The 19,308-nt window shown below is 70.7% G+C and carries 20 protein-coding genes and 1 pseudogene; 12 read left to right on the top strand and 9 right to left on the bottom strand.

The window, feature by feature from the left end:
* The 3 genes and pseudogenes from AB8A24_RS27175 to AB8A24_RS27165 form a co-directional block, all read right to left on the bottom strand.
* Positions 1 to 518 (bottom strand): annotated as a pseudogene (locus tag AB8A24_RS27175) (hypothetical protein); the annotation flags it as partial.
* Between the two features lie 57 nt (positions 519 to 575).
* The gene (locus AB8A24_RS27170; RefSeq protein ID WP_328964247.1) at positions 576 to 1,880 is read right to left on the bottom strand and encodes a hypothetical protein; all 1,305 of its coding nucleotides are present in this window, start codon (positions 1,878 to 1,880) and stop codon (positions 576 to 578) included.
* Positions 1,881 to 2,018: 138 nt separating this feature from the next.
* Positions 2,019 to 2,411 carry a hypothetical protein gene (locus AB8A24_RS27165; protein WP_328964248.1) on the bottom strand — a complete coding sequence of 131 codons (393 nt, stop codon included), beginning with the start codon at positions 2,409 to 2,411 and terminating at the stop codon, positions 2,019 to 2,021.
* 443 nt (positions 2,412 to 2,854) lie between these two features.
* Here AB8A24_RS27165 and AB8A24_RS27160 point away from each other — a divergent pair, with 443 nt between their 5' ends.
* Together AB8A24_RS27160 and AB8A24_RS27155 are read left to right on the top strand one after the other, a co-directional pair.
* A complete protein-coding gene (locus AB8A24_RS27160; RefSeq protein ID WP_328964249.1) occupies positions 2,855 to 3,364 on the top strand; it encodes a helix-turn-helix domain-containing protein in 510 nt (169 codons plus the stop codon).
* A 636-nt stretch (positions 3,365 to 4,000) separates the two neighbouring features.
* The gene (locus tag AB8A24_RS27155; protein ID WP_328964250.1) at positions 4,001 to 4,162 is read left to right on the top strand and encodes a hypothetical protein; all 162 of its coding nucleotides are present in this window, start codon (positions 4,001 to 4,003) and stop codon (positions 4,160 to 4,162) included.
* Between the two features lie 666 nt (positions 4,163 to 4,828).
* Here the strand turns inward: AB8A24_RS27155 and AB8A24_RS27150 are convergent.
* Positions 4,829 to 4,951 (bottom strand): hypothetical protein, encoded by a 123-nt coding sequence (locus AB8A24_RS27150; RefSeq protein ID WP_328964251.1) that lies wholly within the window; start codon positions 4,949 to 4,951, stop codon positions 4,829 to 4,831.
* A gap of 74 nt (positions 4,952 to 5,025) precedes the next feature.
* Entirely contained in the window at positions 5,026 to 5,565 is a 540-nt protein-coding gene (locus AB8A24_RS27145; protein ID WP_369477849.1) for a GNAT family N-acetyltransferase, read from the bottom strand.
* An 887-nt stretch (positions 5,566 to 6,452) separates the two neighbouring features.
* Between AB8A24_RS27145 and AB8A24_RS27140 the strand changes: the two genes are divergently transcribed.
* From AB8A24_RS27140 to AB8A24_RS27125, 4 genes are read left to right on the top strand one after another with little or no spacing between them, the layout of a single operon-like run.
* A complete protein-coding gene (locus AB8A24_RS27140; RefSeq protein ID WP_328964253.1) occupies positions 6,453 to 6,602 on the top strand; it encodes a hypothetical protein in 150 nt (49 codons plus the stop codon).
* A 33-nt stretch (positions 6,603 to 6,635) separates the two neighbouring features.
* Positions 6,636 to 6,848, top strand: coding sequence for a hypothetical protein (locus tag AB8A24_RS27135; RefSeq protein WP_328964254.1), 213 nt, complete (start codon positions 6,636 to 6,638; stop codon positions 6,846 to 6,848).
* The gene (locus tag AB8A24_RS27130) at positions 6,841 to 6,978 is read left to right on the top strand and encodes a hypothetical protein (protein WP_369477848.1); all 138 of its coding nucleotides are present in this window, start codon (positions 6,841 to 6,843) and stop codon (positions 6,976 to 6,978) included. The genes AB8A24_RS27135 and AB8A24_RS27130 overlap by 8 nt, the downstream gene beginning before the upstream one ends.
* A 15-nt stretch (positions 6,979 to 6,993) precedes the next feature.
* Entirely contained in the window at positions 6,994 to 7,677 is a 684-nt protein-coding gene (locus AB8A24_RS27125) for a MazG-like family protein (RefSeq protein ID WP_369477847.1), read from the top strand.
* Between the two features lie 109 nt (positions 7,678 to 7,786).
* Here the strand turns inward: AB8A24_RS27125 and AB8A24_RS27120 are convergent, their stop codons facing one another.
* A complete protein-coding gene (locus tag AB8A24_RS27120) occupies positions 7,787 to 8,665 on the bottom strand; it encodes an undecaprenyl-diphosphate phosphatase (RefSeq protein WP_328964256.1) in 879 nt (292 codons plus the stop codon).
* Between the two features lie 48 nt (positions 8,666 to 8,713).
* Entirely contained in the window at positions 8,714 to 9,442 is a 729-nt protein-coding gene (locus tag AB8A24_RS27115) for a TVP38/TMEM64 family protein (protein ID WP_369477846.1), read from the bottom strand.
* A 49-nt stretch (positions 9,443 to 9,491) separates the two neighbouring features.
* Between AB8A24_RS27115 and AB8A24_RS27110 the strand changes: the two genes are divergently transcribed.
* The 4 genes from AB8A24_RS27110 to AB8A24_RS27095 all read left to right on the top strand — a co-directional run bounded on the left by AB8A24_RS27110 (position 9,492) and on the right by AB8A24_RS27095 (position 13,521).
* Complete coding sequence (locus tag AB8A24_RS27110) at positions 9,492 to 10,208, top strand: DNA alkylation repair protein (protein WP_369477845.1); 717 nt, start codon at positions 9,492 to 9,494, stop codon at positions 10,206 to 10,208.
* 276 nt (positions 10,209 to 10,484) lie between these two features.
* Positions 10,485 to 11,666, top strand: a complete 1,182-nt coding sequence (gene tuf, locus AB8A24_RS27105) for an elongation factor Tu (RefSeq protein ID WP_328964259.1) — start codon at positions 10,485 to 10,487, stop codon at positions 11,664 to 11,666.
* 102 nt (positions 11,667 to 11,768) lie between these two features.
* Positions 11,769 to 12,629, top strand: coding sequence for a patatin-like phospholipase family protein (locus AB8A24_RS27100; protein ID WP_328964260.1), 861 nt, complete (start codon positions 11,769 to 11,771; stop codon positions 12,627 to 12,629).
* A gap of 100 nt (positions 12,630 to 12,729) precedes the next feature.
* A complete protein-coding gene (locus AB8A24_RS27095) occupies positions 12,730 to 13,521 on the top strand; it encodes a fused MFS/spermidine synthase (RefSeq protein ID WP_328966062.1) in 792 nt (263 codons plus the stop codon).
* 39 nt (positions 13,522 to 13,560) lie between these two features.
* Here the strand turns inward: AB8A24_RS27095 and AB8A24_RS27090 are convergent, their stop codons facing one another.
* Positions 13,561 to 14,901 (bottom strand): MFS transporter, encoded by a 1,341-nt coding sequence (locus AB8A24_RS27090; RefSeq protein WP_369477844.1) that lies wholly within the window; start codon positions 14,899 to 14,901, stop codon positions 13,561 to 13,563.
* A gap of 66 nt (positions 14,902 to 14,967) precedes the next feature.
* On the bottom strand, positions 14,968 to 16,002 hold the full coding sequence (locus AB8A24_RS27085) for a hypothetical protein (protein WP_328964262.1): 1,035 nt from the start codon (positions 16,000 to 16,002) through the stop codon (positions 14,968 to 14,970).
* A gap of 96 nt (positions 16,003 to 16,098) precedes the next feature.
* On the opposite strand from AB8A24_RS27085, the gene AB8A24_RS27080 reads away from it, so the two are divergent.
* Together AB8A24_RS27080 and AB8A24_RS27075 are read left to right on the top strand one after the other, a co-directional pair.
* Positions 16,099 to 16,551: a DUF4442 domain-containing protein gene (locus AB8A24_RS27080; protein WP_181382609.1), complete on the top strand. Its 453-nt coding sequence runs from the start codon at positions 16,099 to 16,101 to the stop codon at positions 16,549 to 16,551.
* A 222-nt stretch (positions 16,552 to 16,773) separates the two neighbouring features.
* Complete coding sequence (locus AB8A24_RS27075; protein WP_328964263.1) at positions 16,774 to 19,290, top strand: glycoside hydrolase family 3 C-terminal domain-containing protein; 2,517 nt, start codon at positions 16,774 to 16,776, stop codon at positions 19,288 to 19,290.
* Positions 19,291 to 19,308: the final 18 nt, after the last annotated feature.

The following is a 19,308-nucleotide window of genomic DNA, read 5'->3' as shown; positions in this document are numbered from 1 at the left end:
GCCTTCGGCGCCCCGGCCTTCGGCGCCCCGGGATTCGCGGCTCCGGCCTTCGGCGCCCCGGCCTTCGCGGCCCCGGCCTTCGGCGCCCCGGCCTTCGGCGCCCCGGGATTCGCGGCTCCGGCCTTCGGCGCCCCGGCCTTCGCGGCCCCGGCCTTCGGCGCCCCGGCCTTCGGCGCCCCGGGATTCGCGGCTCCGGCCTTCGGCGCCCCGGCCTTCGCGGCCCCGGCTGTCTTGCCTGCGGTGCCTGCACTGTCCGGTATCTTCGACCCAGCCTCCGACATCTTCGGCGCAGTGTTCGCCGTGCCCGATGGGCCAGAAGGACCGGAAGAATCAGCTTCCCGTCCCGGGAGCTGCTTGAGCGCGGTGGTCTTACCCGAAGGAGGCTTCTCGATGTCCTCCTTATGGCCGAGGCTCTTGGTCGCGCGACCCTGCCGGGGCATCCGCTGACTCACCGACGCGTCCGGCTGGTCCTTCGTCGTCCCCTTCTTGGAGCTCCGATTCGGTTGGTCGGCGGCCATGCTGTTTTCCTTTCCGGCTCAATCCAGGTAGCAGGGTGCGACACTTCCTCGCCGCACTCAGTGGAGCGTCTTGAGGAAGTCCTTGTCGTCGCGAATGGTGCTGTTGGACTGCACGTCCCGCAGACTCACGTCCAGTCGGAGTAGGTCGAGCGAGAGATCCGACTGGTACTTGGACTTGTTCCTTGAGTAGTTCTGATACGCCTGTGAAAGGTTGTTCATGATGTTCATGAGCGGGCGCATCGTCACGTCAGAGGACTGGTAGTCCTTGGTGAGACTGGTGCCATCCGAGAGAATCCACTGCATGTCCGAGATCTGCTGACTCGTCGGATCTGAGCCCTCGTCACGCTTCTTCGTGAAGAACTGGGCGTAGCTCTGTCCGGCTGGCGTCAGGGCATCGAGGTAGCCGTCGTAGACGTTGCCTGTGCGCCAGTTGAGGTCGAAGCCGCCGGGGGCGACGTGCTTGGTCTGCAGCGCCAGCGTCGGGACACCGTCCTTTGCCTCGGCTGCGGAGACGCCCGTGATCTTGTCCGTGGCGATCGAGGCCGGAACGGTCGGCGGACGCAGGAACAACCCGTCGATCTTCGTCGTCTGCAGGTCGGACGTGTAAGACCGAATCTGCGTCAGATTCGCGCGCATCTCGACGAGCTTCTGGTCCAGGGCGTTCCTGGCCTCGGTCTCCTTCTCCTTGAGTGCGACCCCGTAGTAGGCCTGCGCGGGATCGAAGGTCGGAGCGTTGAGCGCCGCGATCTTCTGGACCCCGGACGCACCGGGGTTGAAGAAGACCCGCCACTGGTCGTACTTGGAGAAGGTCTCGTCGCCGGCCAGCTTGCCGCTGCTCTGCTTCTGCTCCGCTCCGGGCGCGGTGAGTTCGGCATTCGCACGGACCGTCAGATTCAACACCTGACGGTCGAAGGGCCGGTCGGCGTTGAGGAGGACCCCGATGTAGCCGGTCGAGCCGAAGGCGTAGAGGGAGCCCTTGATCCCGCTGGTGCTGACCGGCTCGCTGTTGAGCGAGGTGTCCGACCCGAGCAGGAACGCCCTGTAGTCCGCGGCGTTGTACGAGATCTGAGCGGTCGGGCTGAAGTGCATCATCACGAGCGCCTTGTTGCCGCTCTCGTTGGTGTAGACCCCGTCTACGGTGCCTTCGAGATTCGTCTTCGACGTTTTGAAGTCGCTGGTGTACAGCGCCGTCTGCGACAGCGAGTCACGCTCCGCCTGGTATGCCGAGACCCCTGATGCGCCGATCGAGATCGCGCCCGTGACCGCGAAGACGCTGAAGAACACCCCAAAACGCTCGATCGCGTGGTGCGAGTCAAGCTTGAACTTCCTACTGAAGGCCAGCGCCTTGTCCTTGATCCCCATGTTCTGCTCTCTTTCGCGCGTGCACCGTGCTGCGAGCCCGGATATGGCGAACCGGGTCGGAAGAGGCCTTGCACCTCAACCGACCCGGTTCGCTCGATGCCCTTGTCACCGTTCGTGTGCGCGGTCTGTGACGGCCCCCTACTTGGAAGGGCCGCTCAGGAATCCGCTGACCTGGTCGACGGTCCGCACGATCACCGTGCCGCCGCCGAGATCCGTAATGGTCTGCTGGCCGCCGGAGCCGATCGTCTCGATCAGCGTCCACCCGCCGGTGCCCAAAGCTCCGCCGACGATAATGAGGAGCGCGATCGTGCCCCAGCCCTGCTGTTGGCCGGCGGACTGCGGGTTGGCCATCAGCTTCTTGATCAAGAGCACGCCGCCCCAGACCAGGCCGGCAACACCGAGCAGCATGAGGACAGAACCTCCCCAGAGCTGGACCTGGGCCTTGGCGTTCGTCAGGAAGCTGGTCAGGTCCCAGGCGGCGCTCGGCAGGGATGCCTGTGTGAGGACGGCTGCCCCGTAGGTGTTCGGCATACTTCTTTCCTCTCGCCTTTCGATTCATTCAGTGGGCGTGACATCGAGTCGCACCACAACACGCGCAGACTGCCTACCGTGGCAGGTGGTGATAGGGACTGAAGCGGTCGATGACATCCATCGACGCCTCTTGTCGACTCGTATACGTGTGCATCTTGAGTGGTCAATCTACACCATTCGAATGGTGGAGCGTAGGGGGCGCCAGGGTCTGTCGATAGATGGCCGGAAGGAGCTCAGAAGCGAGGCGAATCGACGTCGCGGCGCGTGGCCGTGGAGGTGGCGCGTGGCCGTGGAGGCGCGGCGGAGGCCTGTGGAATCCGCAGTGCGGGATGTGTAATGTGCCGCTCTAGCACTGCTGCGACGCTGGCCTGCTCGGTTCCGAGGTGGGCCGCCCCCACCTACCCCCGTCGATCGCGATCTCGACCAGGAAGTGTCAAACCGCCATGAATCCACTGCCCGGTGACCTTTTCGCCCGCCGGCTTCGCCAAGAGCGCGAACGCCTCGGCATCAGCCAGGCAGAGCTAGCGCGCCGTATGGCCGCACTGCTTGGCACGAACGTTGACTCCACCGCCATCACGCGCATCGAGCAGCAGACCCGTGCGGTCAGGCTCGACGAGGCGGTCACCGCTGCCGAGGCTCTCGGGGTTCCGCTGATCACACTGGTCAGCGACAACTACGCCCGGGAAAACGAGGCTGAGATCCAGAAACAGCTCGCCGAGCTCGCCATCGCCGAGCAGGAGCGGGAGAGGCTGCGGCAGAAGATCCACCGGATCACCCAGACCATCCAGCAACTCTCCGCCGAGCGGGAGGCCTTCCGCTCTCACGCGCTGAGCGTCAACCCTGAAACCGCCGGCGACCACGAGCCCGACCCTGAGCCCCAGGCCTCTCTCGATGTCCGGATGCGTGTTGTCCGCAACAAGCCGGCCGGAGAGGGGACAGGCCTAGGCGCATGACGCTGTTGCGGGCGGCCGGGTTGAACTTCCGGTCGCAGACGTTCACCGTCTCGGTTTCCGCCACCGGCCGGCCTGCACGATCTCCTCGGTGCTCGCGCCGTTCCGTCTTATCCGGGTGACATGACCAGCCCGCAGACTGTGGAAGTCGTACGCCGACGGATCCCTCCCGGCCCCTCCCATGTGCCGGTGCGGCATCGCGTGCAGCGCGTCGCCGCTCACGCCGGTCGTGTGGATCCGTGCGTCCCTTCGAATGGGGGGGCGTCGCCCGCAGCAAGGAGTGGACGACCAAGGTCCGCGCTGCTGATCAGCCCCGCGTGGCCGGCGGCGCCAAAGACGTGCGCGTCGAGTTGGCACCCGTACGACCGCCGCATGATCGTCCGCCGACGCGCATGGGCATCTTCTGTAGTAGAGGCCGCCACCAATGCGCCCCACCGGTGAACCGTGCACGGCGCGCAGGTCGATGGCGCCGGCTCGGACGGCGTGACAGCGGCGTCGAGAAGCGCGTTGTCCTGGTTGGCCTTCGGCTGGCCGCGGGCATAGATCCGTCGATCAGATGTAGCCCCAGGCCGTGCAGGCGCACGGCCGCAGTGTCCCGCATCGCCGAGACTGTCGGGTGGTGCAGATAGGATCGTAGGTATGGGAATTGACTGGGAAAACATACTCGGCACAAGCGGGAACGGCCTCAACGAGGCATACGACACGGCGGTCTCCGGGGTCATCTATGGCGAGCCCCCGGAGGGCGACCATCAGCCACTCCCAGTCGGCGAAGAGATCGACGACACGGACGGCCTGCGCTGACCTGAGGGCGCACACAGAAACTGCCCGATGGGCCGGGGTTCTTGTTGGGCTTGAGCGCGCCACGGGTAGCGATCAGAGATGTAGTCAATCCAACGCATGAGGAGATGGCCACCTGGGCCTGCGTACCCGGAGTACAGCCCCCGGTCTCCCAGGACTGGGCCCGAGCGTTCGGCTCGCTATTCGTGACCTTGGCAGCCGCTGGGCATTGCCCTCGCGGTCAGTTCTTCCCTCGGCTGCCTGTGCCTTCTAGTGCTGTGGCCGGGAAGGTTTGCCGGGTCGCGGTGTCCGGTGCGGTGCATCGCAAGGCGGAGGGCCGCGGGCCGTACCGGACGTACTTCCGTGGTCCGACAACGCGGCGAGGTGGCGTACCGGGCGCCGTGACCCGGTGGACCTTTCCGGTCACAGCACTAGGTGGCAACGCCGTGCTCATGCGTTTTCGGACGATGCCCGAAGTAACGAGTAGCCGCACGATAGGGCTTGGGATGTGCTGGCCTGGCGGTTCGACTCAGGGGTGGATCAGCAGGCCGTTGCGCGGACACGGTCGGGTTCCACGCTCGGCCTGCTGCGGGTTGGGCGCTTGGCGCTGCGGTCGGAGACCAGGGCGCCGATTGCGGCGATGACCTCGGGCAGGTTGTCGCGCTCGCCGGTCCAGCGTTGTAGCGACCGTCACTGCTCGACCTCTGTGTTGGCATGCTCGACCGTGATCCGCCGTTGGGGTTGGCGGCGGAACGCATGGCCGTAGAAGTTGCGCTCGGACGGCCCGGCCGCGCGGGCCCAACTCGACTTCACACCCCAGATGATCCCGCGCGGCTTTTGCCTCGGACACCAGGGCGGCTGCCGGAGCCTGACCACCGACGCCCCGATCATTCAGGCCCGGGCCGGTGCGCCCATTCCTGGTCGAGGATGCTGAAGACTTCGGAGTCACGCCAGCCGTCCCGGATCAGCGCGGTGTGCCGGTGTCGACCCTCGTGGGTCATGCCGAGCTTGCCCAGCACCCGGGCCGATGCGACGTTGCGAGGATCGCAGGTCGCATAGATCCGGTGCAGTGCCCTCAGCCCAAACCCTCTGCCGAGAAGTTCCCCGCCGATGGCTGTGCCCACGCCTCGACCCCACACCCGAGGATGTACGAGATAGGAGATCTCGCCCTGACGGTGGGCCAGGCTACGGACCTTCAGCTCGCCGATACCGACGAGTTCACCGTCGAGGCAGGCCGCATACACGAATCTTGCCTGCGGGGACTGCAGCCGGGCATCCACCGTGCCTTGGACGAAGTCCCGCGTCTGTTCCTCGGTGTTCGGCCCCCACGCCTGGTAGCGGCAAGCCTCCGGCAGGCTGGCGAAGGCATGCACAGCGTGGAAGTCACTGACAACGAGCTCGCGCATAGTCACCGAGGTTTTGATCACGAGCCGATCCTGTCAGGCCAGAATCGCCGAATACCAGCACTCAAGTCACGGGGCTCCTACGCGATCAAGGTCGCGTCATGATCGTGCGGCTTCTCGTAAGCCTGCGCGCGCTGACCGACGGGGCGACGCCGACCGGAGGAGCCTGGATCGGCAGCTGGGCGGCACGCACCCGAGCCCTGGTTCGTACCCCTGAGTCCTTTGGCTACGAGGACTGGTGCGACTCGCGGGGTCTGGCCAGCACGCCAACGTGATCAACTCGGCGCCGACATCACCAGTTCGACTTCAGTAGGACCCGCCCGGTCGGCGGGGTGCTCGTGCGTTACGCCGCCTTGACCATGTCGGCCCGGGTGGCTTTCTTCCACTCAACCAGGAGCCGTTGGTACTCCGCCGCGTGCCGGGGTGTGTTGGGATCCTCCATGAGTCGTCGGATCGCCGTGTTGATCCGCGCAGCAGCAGGGCGCAGTCGATCGTGAGGCCTGGCGGGCGAGGGCATGGATGGATCGTACGGGCCCGCACCGACAATGGCCGCTGAGCTCCGCCCTCGATGGCGTAACTCGGCCGACTCCTCGGCGGGGTGGTTCCGGCGAGGGCGCGGACGGGCAGGCGAGGCCCGCCGCTACGCCCCCGCGGAGGGCTCGATGCGGGATGCTGTCGATCAACTCGCGCCCGCCCCCTGACGAAGAAGGGCGGCGAACTCGTCCTCACAGAGACGGCGCGGAGCGTGGGGTGTGAGTTCCAGGCCAAGCAGTTCGAGCGGGCCGGCTACACGGTGACCTTCCCGTGGCCTCCCCAGGGCACTCGGAAGCGGGGCGTGATGATCGTGTCCCGCCTCGCCACGAGCCCGCTCCGGCCAGCCGTTGGACCACCTTCCGCACCGGGTGGCCACCGTGACCATGGAGACCGCCACGGGGCCCCTGGAGGCCCTCGAGGTGTACGTGCCGTCCCGCGAGCAGACGGAGGCGAAGGCCACCAGGAAGCACACGTTCCTGGAGGGCCTGGCCGCCGCGCTCCCCACCGGGGAGGCGGCCACCGCCTGATCCTCGGGGACTTCAACATTCTGGAGCCGGAGCATGGTCCCGAAGTACCGCACGTTCCAGGTGTGGGAGTGCGCGTTCCCTACCGGGCCCGCCGCGGCCGGCTACCGGGACGTCTTCCGTCTCCTGGCCCCTGACGCCCTGGAGTATTCCTGGGTGGGGCGCGCCGGCGACGGCTACCTCTGCGACCACGCCCGCGTCTCCCGGCCCCTCGCACGCCACGTAGAGGACTGCCCGGTACGTGTGTGAGCCGCGCACCAGCGAGGACCGGCTCACAGACCAGTCCACACTGACGGTCTCCCTGGCAATCCACACCACGGCGCCGCTGAGAGTGACCGACCTGGCCGCCGCGGACGTCACGGCGTCGGCGCTGTTCTGACCCGAGAAGATCGGCATGAAGGTTGAGACCCGGGAGCACGTGACGCGGCTGCGGAAGTGGCTCGACACGAACGCGGCCCCGACGTTGGCGGAGGACGCCTGGCTCCTGCGCATGCTCAAGATTTCCGAGGAGTTGGGGGAGGTCGCGGAGGCCCTTCACGGGACGCTTGGCGTCAACCCGCGCGAGGGTGCGTCCCACGACTGGGGAGGCCTCGCGCAGGAACTCGCGGACGTCATCGTGACGGCCGTGGTCGCCCTGGACACCGTGAGCGGGGACGGCGCGGCGGTGGTGGAGCACCAGTTCCGGGGCCGCGCGCCGGATGAGATCACGGCGGCCGGGGACATCCGGCTCCTCCAGGTCCTCGCGATCAACGGGGACATGGGGGAAGGCGCCATCGCCGTATACGGGGCGCTGGGCACGGGTCCGTACGGTGAGGCAGTCGAGGTGACGCACACGTGGGAGGACGTGGAAGCGCGCGTCGGCCGGCTCATCCGCAAGGCCGCCGCCGCGCTGGACGACCTCACCGGCGATGCCCGGGACAGGGTGGATGAGCGGCTGCGTTTCCTCGCGGCGAGGGTCGCGGCCCGGGCCGGACTGAAGTTGGCTGACCCGCTCTACCCTTTGTACGGAAGGGCCCCCACGGCTTGCCGTGCGGGCCCTTCCGTGTCATCCCTCGCTTTGCGGACGCGCACGCCGTAGGGGGAGTGCGTCCCGCCTCCCAGGTGGGAGACGAGTGGGAGATGATCATGGCTGGTGATGCAGTCAGGCGCCAGGAAATGCTAGATGGTGCTACATGTGCGGCCCGGGATCAGGACCCGGACTCGCCCGCGTGCGGGCTCAGCACGTCCGTGCCGATCAGCACGAACAGCAGGATGCCCAGGAGGATCCGGTAGACCACGAAGGGCATGAAGCTCTTGGTCGAGATGAACTTCATGAACCACGCGATCACGACGTAGCCCACGAAGAAGGCGATCACCGTCGCGAAGATCGTCGGGCCCCAGGAGATGTGCCCCGGGTTCTCCACCACGTCCTTGATCTCGAACGCCCCCGAGGCCAGCACGGCCGGGATCGCGAGGAGGAAGGAGTAACGGGCCGCGGCCTCACGGGTGAAGCCGAGCAGCAGACCGCCGGAGATCGTCGCGCCGGACCGGGAGACGCCGGGGATCAGGGCCATCGCCTGGCAGAGACCGAAGATCAGACCGTCCTTGACGCCCAGCTGCTGGAGCGTCTTGCGCTCACGGATGGCGCGGTGCCGGCCGCCTTCCTCGTCGCGGGCGGCCAGCCGGTCGGCGATGCCGAGCACGATGCCCATGAGGATCAGGGTGGTGGCCGTCAGCCGCAGGTCGCGGGCCGGGCCCACGATCGCGTCCTTGAACACGAGACCGAGGACGCCGATCGGGATCGAGCCGACGATCACCAGCCAGCCCATCTTGGCGTCCTGCTCGGAGCGCAGCCCCTTGTCGAACAGGGAGCGGAACCAGGTGGAGACGATCCGCGCGATGTCCTTGCGGAAGTAGATCAGCACGGCGGCCTCGGTGCCGATCTGGGTGATCGCGGTGAAGGCCGCTCCTGGGTCGTGCCAGCCGGCGAACGCCGCGGTCAGCCGCAGGTGGGCACTGGAGGAGATCGGGAGGAACTCCGTAAGCCCCTGGACGAGACCGAGGATTAGGGATTCGAACCAGCTCATGTCGGGGTGCGCTCGTCCTTGTGATCGTCGGGCAGTTCGCGTCCGATGCTAGGGCCCGTGCGAAGCGGCGCTGACCACAGGGGGGTGCTGGGGCACCAGTTCGGGCACCCGATCCTCGGTTCGAGGGGGTGTCAGGCGGTGTCGTTTGCGCCATGCGACGACCCCGCCGCCCACGAGCGAGACGACGATGAAGCCGAACGAGACGAGGAACGCGGGCGATCCGGGCGAGGAGGCACTGGCCCCCGCGATCACGTACGCGGCGGTGTTCGGAACGACCCCGATCGCCGTGGCGAGGAGGAAGGGACCCCAGCCGCACCGCGACACCGCGGCACAGTAGTTGGCCACCACGAACGGCATTCCGGGAAAGATCCGGACCGCCAGCATCGAGCGGAAACCGTGCCGGCTGAGCTGGCCGTCGGCCGCCTGGAGCCAGCGCCCGCGCAGGAACGGCCGCAAAGCCTCCTGGCCCAGGATCCGGCCCAGCCCGAAGGAGATCGCGCCGCCCAGCACCGTGCCGCCGACCGCTGCGACAAGGCCGAACTGGCTGCCGAAGACGGCTCCCGCGGCCAGATTGAGCAGGGGGCGCGGCACGAAGGCCGCCGTGCACACGCCGTACGCGGCTGCGAACAGCAGGACCGCCGTGCCCACCGGGAGCCCCGGGGGCCAGCCCTCCGAGAGGATGCGCTGGGGCTCGTACAGCAGCACGCACACGCCGGCCGCGACGAGCAGCACGACGAGCACCGACAGCCGGGTCCACGGCGCGAGGAGGAGGGACATCCCGGGAGACTAGCCCACGTATACGGCGGTGCGCCGTAATCTGGGCCTCATGCAGTCGAACGGCCGGCGCCCCCCGCGAGTTCCCCGCAGCGCCCTCGCGGACACCCTGCTGGAGCGGCTGCAGGAGGCGTATCCGCCCGCCGCCGATCCCGTACGGGCCCGGGCGATGACCGCCTACATGAAGGACGTCGCGCCCTTCCTCGGCATCCCCACCCCACTGCGCCGGGAACTGTCGAAGACCGTGACGAAGGACACTCCGAAACCGTCCGAGACGGACTGCGCGGCGCTCGCGCTGGGCTGCCGGCGCCTCCCGGAGCGCGAGTACCAGTACTTCGCGGTGGACTATCTGCGCCGCCATACCGCCCGCTGCTCCTCCGGCTTCCTGCCCGTGGTCCGGCACCTGGTCGTCACCGTCCCCTGGTGGGACACCGTCGACCTGCTGGCCGCGCACACGGTCGGACCGCTGGTGGCCGCCGACCCGGAACTCGCGGCCGTGACGGACGAGTGGATCGAGGACGAGAACCTCTGGCTCGCCCGCACCGCCCTGCTCCACCAGCTCCGCTTCAAGTCCGCCACCGACACCGACCGGCTCTTCGGCTACTGCCGCCGCCGGGCCGGCCACCCGGACTTCTTCGTGCGCAAGGCCATCGGCTGGGCGCTGCGCGAGTACGGGAAGACGGACCCGGAAGCCGTACGCGCCTTCGTCGAGGCCGAACGCGGCACCCTGGCCCCGCTCTCGGTCCGCGAGGCGCTCAGGAACCTCTGACCGCGCCGAAATTCATTCGACGGGTCCCGGACCGTCCGGCAGGATCAGGGGCATGAACCGGTATGCCTTCCTCGCAGCGCGGTCCGCGGTCGCGGACGCGCCGAAGGCTGCCGCAATCGCGGAAGCACCGGCAGGCGCACCCGCGTTCGCACCCGTCTTCGCCGCATTCGACGGCGCACGAAGCTGACCCTTCCCGGATCGTCCGGCGGACCCCGCAGGGGGAGGGTCGGCTCGCTCTCGGGGTCCCGTCGCAGCTTCCGGATACGGGAATGAATCATGGCCAAGACGGCCTTCGTGCGCACCAAGCCGCACCTCAACATCGGCACCATGGGTCACGTCGACCACGGCAAGACCACCCTCACCGCCGCCATCACCAAGGTCCTCGCCGAGCACGGCGGCGCCTCCTTCGTGCCCTTCGACCGCATCGACCGGGCCCCCGAGGAGTCCCGGCGCGGCATCACCATCAACCTCACGCACGTCGAGTACGAGACCGACACCCGGCACTACGCCCACGTGGACATGCCCGGGCACGCCGACTACATCAAGAACATGGTCACGGGCGCCGCCCAACTCGACGGCGCGATCCTCGTCGTCTCCGCGCTCGACGGCGTCATGCCACAGACCGCCGAGCACGTGCTCCTCGCCCGGCAGGTCGGCGTCGACCACATCGTGGTGGCGCTGAACAAGGCCGACGCCGGGGACCCCGAGCTCACCGACCTGGTCGAGCTGGAGGTCCGCGAGCTGCTCACCGCGCACGGATACGGGGGTGACGCGGCGCCGGTGGTACGGGTCTCCGGACTCGGGGCGCTGGAGGGCGACCCGCGGTGGACGGAGGCGATCCAGGCGCTGCTGGACGCGGTGGACACGTACGTACCGACCCCGGTGCGCTACACGGACGCGCCGTTCCTGCTGCCGGTGGAGAACGTGCTGACCATCACCGGGCGCGGGACCGTCGTGACCGGCGCCGTCGAGCGCGGCACCGTACGCCTCGGGGACCGCGTGGCGGTCCTCGGCGGTGACGGCGAGCCGGCCCTGACGGTCGTCACCGGACTGGAGACCTTCGGGAAGCCGATGGAGTCCGCCGAGGCCGGGGACAACGTCGCGCTGTTGTTGCGCGGGGTGCCACGTGACGGCGTGCGCCGAGGGCATGTGGTGGCCGCGCCGGGCAGCGTGACGCCGCAGCGCCGGTTCACGGCGCAGGTGTACGTGCTGTCCGGGCGCGAGGGCGGCCGTACGACGCCGGTCGCCAGCGGCTATCGGCCGCAGTTCTACATCCGCACCGCCGACGTGGTGGGGGACGTGGACCTGGGCGAGGTCGCCGTGGCCCGGCCCGGGGAGACGGTCACGATGACCGTCGAGCTCGGCCGGGACGTCCCGCTGGAGTCGGGTCTCGGTTTCGCGATCCGCGAGGGCGGGCGGACCGTCGGCGCGGGGACGGTGACGGCCGTACTGGGGTGATCCGGAGCTGATCCCGGTCCGATCCGGACCCCTCTGTGGTGGCGGTGGCCCGGCTGCGCCAGACTGCCGTCACCACAGGCATGCGCGGAGGGGCGGGCGGAGATGAGCGGCGACACGGCACTGGTGCTCGGCGGCGGGGGACTGACCGGCATCGGCTGGGAGTGCGGGGTCCTGTACGGCCTGGCCCGCGCGGGCGTGGACCTCACCACCGCCGACCTGGTCGTCGGCACCTCGGCCGGTTCCGTGGTCGGAGCCCAGCTCACCTCCGGACTGCTCACCGCGCAGGAGCTGTACGAGCGCCAGCTCGGGGACCCCACCGGCGAGGCCACGGCGAAACTGGGGGCCGGTCTCCTGGCCCGGTACGCCGTCGCGATGGCGCGCTCGCGCACCGCGACGGCCTACCGGCAGCGGGTCGGCGCCATGGCCCTGGCCGCCGACACCGGCGCGGGCGGCGAGGCCGAGCGGCGCAAGGTCCTGGCCGCCCGGCTGGTCTCCCACGAGTGGCCCGAGCGCCGGCTCGTCGTCACGGCGGTGGACGCCCTCACCGGTGAGCTCAAGGCGTTCGACCGGGGGAGCGGCGACGGCCTCGTCGACGCGGTCTCGGCGAGCTGTGCGGTGCCCGGGGTGTGGCCGCCGGTCACGGTCGGCGGCCGCCGCTTCATCGACGGCGGAATCCGCTCCGCCACCAATGCCGACCTGGCCGCCGGGTACGCACGCGTGGTGATCCTCGCCCCGATCTCGCTCGGCTCGGGCCTGGTCCCCTCACCGTCGGCGCAGGCCGAACGACTGCGGGAGGCGGGAGCGCGGGTCGTGCTGATCACCCCGTCGACGGCCGCCCGCAAGGCCTTCGGGCGCAACGTGCTGGATCCGACGCGGCGTGAGCCGGCCGCTCGGGCGGGCCTCGCGCAGGCCGAGGAGCACGTGGAGGAGACGGCGGCGGTCTGGTCCGCCGGGGCCGCCTGAGGGCTGTTCGAAGCCCGCCCGGCCGCTGCCGGACAATGGACCGGTGAGCGAAGAACAGATCCCGGTCGTCCGGGACGTGGGCCAGGGCACCGCCAAGCTGATGCCGGACGTGGACCGGGACCGGGCCTGGCTGCTGACGGTCGACGGGGCCCCGCAGTCGTATGTGGACCTGGACGATCCGCAGCACCTGGAATTCGAATACGTACGCCGCCTCGCGCACGTCCTGGACTGCGCCGCCGAGCCCGGGCTCGCGCTGGACCTGCTGCACCTCGGCGGGGGCGCGCTCACCCTGCCGCGCTACGCCGCCGCCACCCGGGCCGGATCCCGGCAGACGGTCGTCGAGTTCGACGCGGGCCTGGTCGACCTCGTGACCGAGCACCTGCCGCTCGCGGCGGACTCCGGGGTCACCGTCCACACCGCCGACGCCCGGGCCTGGCTGGAGGCCGCGCCCGCCGCGAGCGTGGACCTGGTGGTGGCCGACGTGTTCGGCGGCTCGCGGGTGCCCGCGCAGTTGACGTCGGTGGAGTACGCCCGGGCGGCCGCGCGGGTGCTGCGGCCCGGCGGGCTGTACGCGGCGAACCTGGCCGACGGGGCGCCCTTCGACTTCCTGCGGGCGCAGGTGGCGAACTTCGCCGACGCGTTCGCGGAGCTGGCGCTGATCGCCGAGCCGGCGGTGCTGCGGGGGAGGCGGTTCGGGAACGCCGTGCTGCTGGCCTCGGACGCCCCGCTGGAGGTGGGGGCGCTGGCCCGCAGGTGCGCGGCCGACGCGTTCGCGGCCAGGGTGGAGTACGGGGACGGGCTGGTCCGGTTCCGCAAGGGCGCGGCGCCGGTGGCCGACGTGGACGCGGCTCCTTCCCCGGCGCCGCCGGAGGGTGCGTTCAGCCTGGGGTGAGCGGCCGGGGCCGACGGTGTCTCAGCGGCCGACGGTGCCTCAGGGGCCGACGGCGTCGGCGGGGGCGGGGGCAGGGGCAGGGGCAGGGGCGGGGGCCGGCTCGGCCGCGGGCGCCGGGGCGATGGTCTTGCTGTGCGCCCGCCGGGTCATGCGGCGGACGTCCGGGACCAGCAGCACGAGGGCGGTGGGTACGACGACCAGCACCGCGCAGCCCCACAGGGACTGGGTGCGCCCGAAGGCCGATTCTGCGGGCCCGGCCAGGGCGGTGGCCAGCGGAAGCATCGACACCGAGCCGAACCAGTCGTAGGCGGTGACCCGGGAGAACTTCTCCTCCGGGATCTCCTGGTGCATCGCGGTCATCCAGTTCACGCCGAAGACCTCGATCGCGGCGCCGCTGACGAACATCACCACGCACAGCCCCCATACGGGCAGCGGCACGGCGAGTCCCGCCGAGGGCAGCGCCAGCGGGAACACGCACAGCGTGCCGACGAGCAGCAGGCGGCGCGGCTTCCACGCCATCATCAGGACGGCCCCGGCGATGGTGCCGACGCCGAAGAAGGCCAGGGCCACGCCCCAGGGCGCGGGCCCGCCCAGCTGGTCCCGGGCGACCAACGGCCCGTAGACCGCGTCGGCGGCGCCGACGACGGCGACCACGACGGAGAACTGGAGCACGATGCTCCACAGCCAGGGGCGGGTCCGGACCTCCACCCAGCCCTCGCGTAGATCGGACAGCAGGCCGCCGCCGGGAGTCCGGTCGGGTACGTGGCTGACGTCGAGGAAGGTCCGCAGGGCGCCGGCGACCGCGAAGGCCGCCGCGTCGGCGGCCAGCACCCAACCCGGGCCCACCGCGGCGATCATCGCTCCGCCGAGGGCCGCGCCGCCGATGCCGGCGCCGTTGATCGCCATGCGGAAGAGCGCGAAGGCGCGGTTGGAGTGTTCGCCGGAGACGGTGGAGAGCAGCATGCCCTCGGCCGCGGGGTTGAAGAAGGCCGTACCGGTGCCGCACAGGGCGGTCAGCAGCATCATCTGCCACAGCTGGGGTTCGCCCGCGAGGACGAGGACGGCGAAGGCGGCCTGCGAGAGGCAGTTCAGGACGTTGGCCGCGACCATCACGCGGTGGCGGGGCAGCCGGTCGGCGATGGCGCCGCCGATGAGCAGGAACAGGACGAGCGGCAGCGTGCGGGCGGCCGCGATCAGTCCGACGTCGCCGACGGATCCGCCGGCCTCCATGACCGCGAAGGCGGCCGCGATGTGCGCTCCGTGGCTCCCCAGGTTCGTGATGATCGCCGCACCCGTGAGCAGGCTGTAGTTGCGGCCGGCCCACTCGGGTCGGCGGCGGTTCACGGGCGTACGGGGTGCTGCGGCGCGGGGAGAACTCACCCCCGGACTATCCCCGCCCCGGGCCGAGAATCCAAACGGATTCGTCGGCCCGGGGCGGGAGACGGATCACGGGGTGGTGAGCCGGATGGAACTGATGATCTTGTTGGAGACGTCGTCCGGAACCTCGTCCTTCACACCGGCCGCGCTGATGAGCACGAAGCTGGCGAAGTCACCGACGGCGTTCTTGAAGCCGAAGCCGACCGTCTTGCCGTCGGTGGAGCACTTGTGCTCCTTCTTCAGGTTCGGAGCGGTCGCCACCACCATGTGGCCCTTGATCCCGGAGGAGGTCGTGTACTCCTTGGCCGCGGCCACCTTGACCGTTCCCTTGGGCTCCTTCTGGGCGAAGGCCGCCCAGGCCCAGGCGCTGGTGTTGTCGGTCGCCACCTGCGAGGTGTCCTTGGCGCCCTGGGCGCCCTTGATGCCGGTGTCCGCGAGCGAGAACTTCTCGACCCTGCCGTCCGCGTCCTTGTCGACCGTGCACCACTCCTCCTTGAGGGTGGCGGTGCCGCTCATCGTGATGATGGGGCTGCCATCGTTCTTGACCTCGTCGTGGAAGGAGAGGCTCACGCCGGATTCGTTGACGTTCCACTCGGGGGGCACGTCGTAGCTGACGCCGTACTTGGTGTTGACGACGACCTTCCAGCCCGGGATGACGGGCTGGGCGTTGCCGCCGGCCCGCGGATTCGGGCTGCTGCCGGCCGGGGCGGGTGCCTCGGAGGCCGGCGCCGAGGGGCTTGCCGTCGGCTTGTCGTCGGCCTCGGTCTTCTTGTCGTCCCGGGTCAGGACGAACGCGCCGGTCGCGGCGGCCACCACGACGACGGCGGCCGCGGCGACGATCGCCACGGTCTTGGTCGAGTACGGGCTCCCGCCGCCGCCGGTGGCGGCGGGCTGGGGCTGCTGCGGCAGCTGGGGCTGACCCCACTGCTGGCCGGGAGCGCCCTGGGGCGGCTGGTATCCCGGCTGCTGCGGGTATCCGTAACCGGGCTGCTGCTGGTACGGGTTCGGCTGCCCCGGCTGTCCCGGCTGCTGCTGGTACGGGTTCTGTTGCGCGTCCTGAGGGTTCTGTTCTCCCCCGGGCGGCTGCTGCTGTCCTGGCCACATGGCCGGTAACGATAGTGGCCGTGGCCGCGGGGAGCCACGGCCGCCCCCTTGGGAGCTCTGGTCAATCAGGACTACTCACGGGTAACATCGCGTTTCATGAGCGCAGACCAGATGAACGTGGGCGAACTGCTCGCCGCGACCGTACCGATGGCCCGGACCCTGAACCTCCAGTTCCTGGAGACCACCCCCGAGCGCGCGGTCGTCCGGCTTCCGGACCAGCCCGACTACCACAACCACGTCGGCGGCCCGCACGCCGGCGCGATGTTCACCCTCGCCGAGTCCGCGAGCGGCGCGATCGTCCTGGCCGCCTTCGGCGACCAGCTCTCGCGCGCCGTCCCGCTCGCCGTGAAGGCCGAGATCGGCTACAAGAAGCTCGCCAAGGGCGTCGTCACCGCCACCGCCACCCTCGGCCGCCCGGCCGCGGAGGTCATCGCCGAACTCGACGCCGGCGGCCGCCCCGAGTTCCCGGTCACCATCGCCATCCAGCGCGAGGACGAGGCCGTGACGGGCGAGATGACGGTCGTCTGGACCCTGCGCCCCAACGCCTGACGCCCTCGGGCACACCACCCCCGCGGCCACGAGCCGGCCCGCCCCGAAGTCCGTCGCGCGGCGCCGGTGGCGGCGCCGGTGGCGCGCCGCCGCTGCCGGAGGGCTGAACCTCGGCGCCGCGGTGGCGCGTCTCGGTGGACCCGGCGGGCACGCGGCGCACAGTGGGCGCGGGAGCGGTCCGGCGCGGGCCGCTCCCGCCGACCCACGCCGCAGGGAGCGCCCATGAGCGAGGCCGTGTCCAGACGTTCCGCGATGCGACTGCTCGCGGCGGCGGGCACGGCGGGTACGGCCCTCGCAGCGGGCGCCTGCGCGCCAGGGGTGCCGCCGGGCGCGGGCGCCCCCGGGACGCCGCCCGCCGCACCGGCCGACGCCGGCGCCGAGGCCAAGGGCGCCGCCCGCATCGACTCGCTGCTGGAGCGGCTCACCCTCGACGAGAAGACCGCCCTGCTGCACGGCGCCCCCGACCCCACCTCCCTCGGCCAGGCCGGCTACGTACCCGGCGTACCCCGCCTGGGCATCCCGCCGCTGCGCCTCACCGACGGGCCTGCCGGGGTACGCGTCGCCAGACCCGCCACCGCACTGCCCGCGCCGGTCCTGCTCGCCTCCGCCTTCGACCCGGCGCTGGCCCGCGAGTACGGCCGCGTCATCGGCCGCGAGGGCCGGGCACTCGGCCAGGACGTCGTGCTGTCGCCCATGGTCAACCTCATCCGCACCCCGTACGCGGGCCGCAACTTCGAGACCTTCGCCGAGGACCCGCGCCTGACCGCCGACCTCGTGGGCGAGATGATCCGCGGCATCCAGGACGAGGGCCTGATCGCCACCGTCAAGCACTTCGCCCTCAACAACCAGGAGCACGGCCGCGACACCGTCGACGTGGTCGCCGCCGAGCAGACCCTCCACGAGACGGAGCTACGGGGCTTCGAAGCCGCCGTGGCAGCCGGCGCGGGCGCCGTCATGGGCGCCTACAACAAGGTCAACGGCGTCCACGCCTGCGAGAGCAAGCCGCTGCTCGACGAACTGCTGCGGGGCAGCTGGGGGTTCGACGGCTGGGTGATGTCCGACTGGGACGCCACCCACAGCACCGTCGCCGCCATCGGCGCCGGCCTCGACATGGAGATGCCCGGCGGCACCCACTTCGGCGGACCGCTGCGCGAGGCGGTGCGCGGCGGCTCCGTACCCGAGAGCGCCGTCGACCTCGCCGTCCACCGGATCCTCGCCACCATGGACCGCTTCGGGCTGCTGGCGGCGCGGCCCGCCGCCCGGCCCCCGCGCGACTCCGCCGCCGGAGCCCGGACCGCCCGCAAGGTGGCCACCGCCGGGGCCGTACTGCTGCGCAACGAACACGACACCCTGCCCCTGACCGGCGCCGCCGCCCGCTCGATCGCCGTGATCGGACCGACCGGCCAGGTGCCCTTCGTCGGAGGCGGTGGCAGCGCGCACGTGATTCCCGACGGGGCGCCCACCCCGCTCAGCGCCGTCCGGCGACGGGCCGGGAACGGTTCGACCGTCCGCTACGCCCTCGGGGAGGACCTGTACGGGCGGCCGCTCCCGGCCGAGCTGCTGACCCCGGCCGCCGACCTGGACGCGCGGGCCGTGGAACCCGGGCGGGTCTGGAGCCACGAGGCGGAGTTCCGCCTCGCGGCCGACGACGAGTGGACCCTGCTCGTCCACTACACCGGGAAGCGGCCCGTCGTACGCCTCGACGGGGAGGAACTGTTCCCCGTCCGGCAGGGCGTGGCCGAGTACTTCGCCGGCGGACTGCTCGGCTCCGCACCCGACGGGATGAGCGTCCGCCGCACCACCCTCGCCCTCAAGGCGGGCACCCACCGGCTCGCCGTGACCGCCGAGGGCGGGGACAAAGGCCAGCGCTTCCGGCTGCGGCACACCACCGGGGCGACCCGCGCCGCGGACCTCGCCGAGGCCGTGAAGACCGCGAAGGCGGCCCGCAGCGTGGTGCTGTTCGCCTACGAGGACGCCACCGAGGGCCGGGACCGTACCTCCCTGGCGCTCCCGGGCGGGCAGGAGCGGTTGATCGAGGCCGTGGCCGCCGCGAACCCCCGTACGACCGTCGTGCTCAACACCTCCTCCAGCACGACCATGCCGTGGCTCTCGCGTACCGGAGCGGTCCTCCAGATGTACTACCCGGGCCAGGAGGGCGCGGGAGCCACCGCAGACCTCCTCTTCGGGGACGTGGACCCCGGCGGCCGACTCACCCAGACCTTCCCCACCGACGAGCTGGCCACCCCGGTCGGCGGCGAGCCGCTGCGCTACCCCGGCGTGGGCGGCCGCCAGGAGTACTCCGAGGGCATCCACGTCGGCCACCGCTGGTACGACGCCCAGCGGGTGACCCCCCTGTTCCCCTTCGGGCACGGGCTCTCGTACACCACCTGGCAGTACGAGAAGCTCACCGTCCGGCCGCAGCGGGGCGGGCTCCGCGTGGAGTTCACCGTCCGCAACACCGGTCGCCGCAAGGGCACCGAGGTGGCCCAGGTGTACGTCGGCCCGTCCGCGGAGCTGGAGCTCGACCAGCCGGTACGCGCGCTGGCCGGCTACCGGCGGCTCGTCCTGGCACCCGGCCAGGCGGAGCGGGTCACCCTCGACATCGACGCGCGGGCCCTGTCGTCGTGGGACCCGGAGCAGCATGCCTGGGTGCTGGGTTCCGGCCGACGTCAGGTGTTCGTGGGCCGTTCGTCGCGTGAACTGCCACTGAGGTCCAAGGCGGTCGTGGCGAGCCGATAGGCTGCCCGTTCGGCGTGT

This window comes from Streptomyces sp. BF23-19 (genome assembly GCF_041106355.1).
In the GTDB taxonomy this organism is placed as follows: domain Bacteria; phylum Actinomycetota; class Actinomycetes; order Streptomycetales; family Streptomycetaceae; genus Streptomyces; species Streptomyces virginiae_A.
The sequence above is the reverse complement of the archived record's forward strand: the minus strand, read 5'-3'. Positions and strand labels throughout refer to the sequence as shown.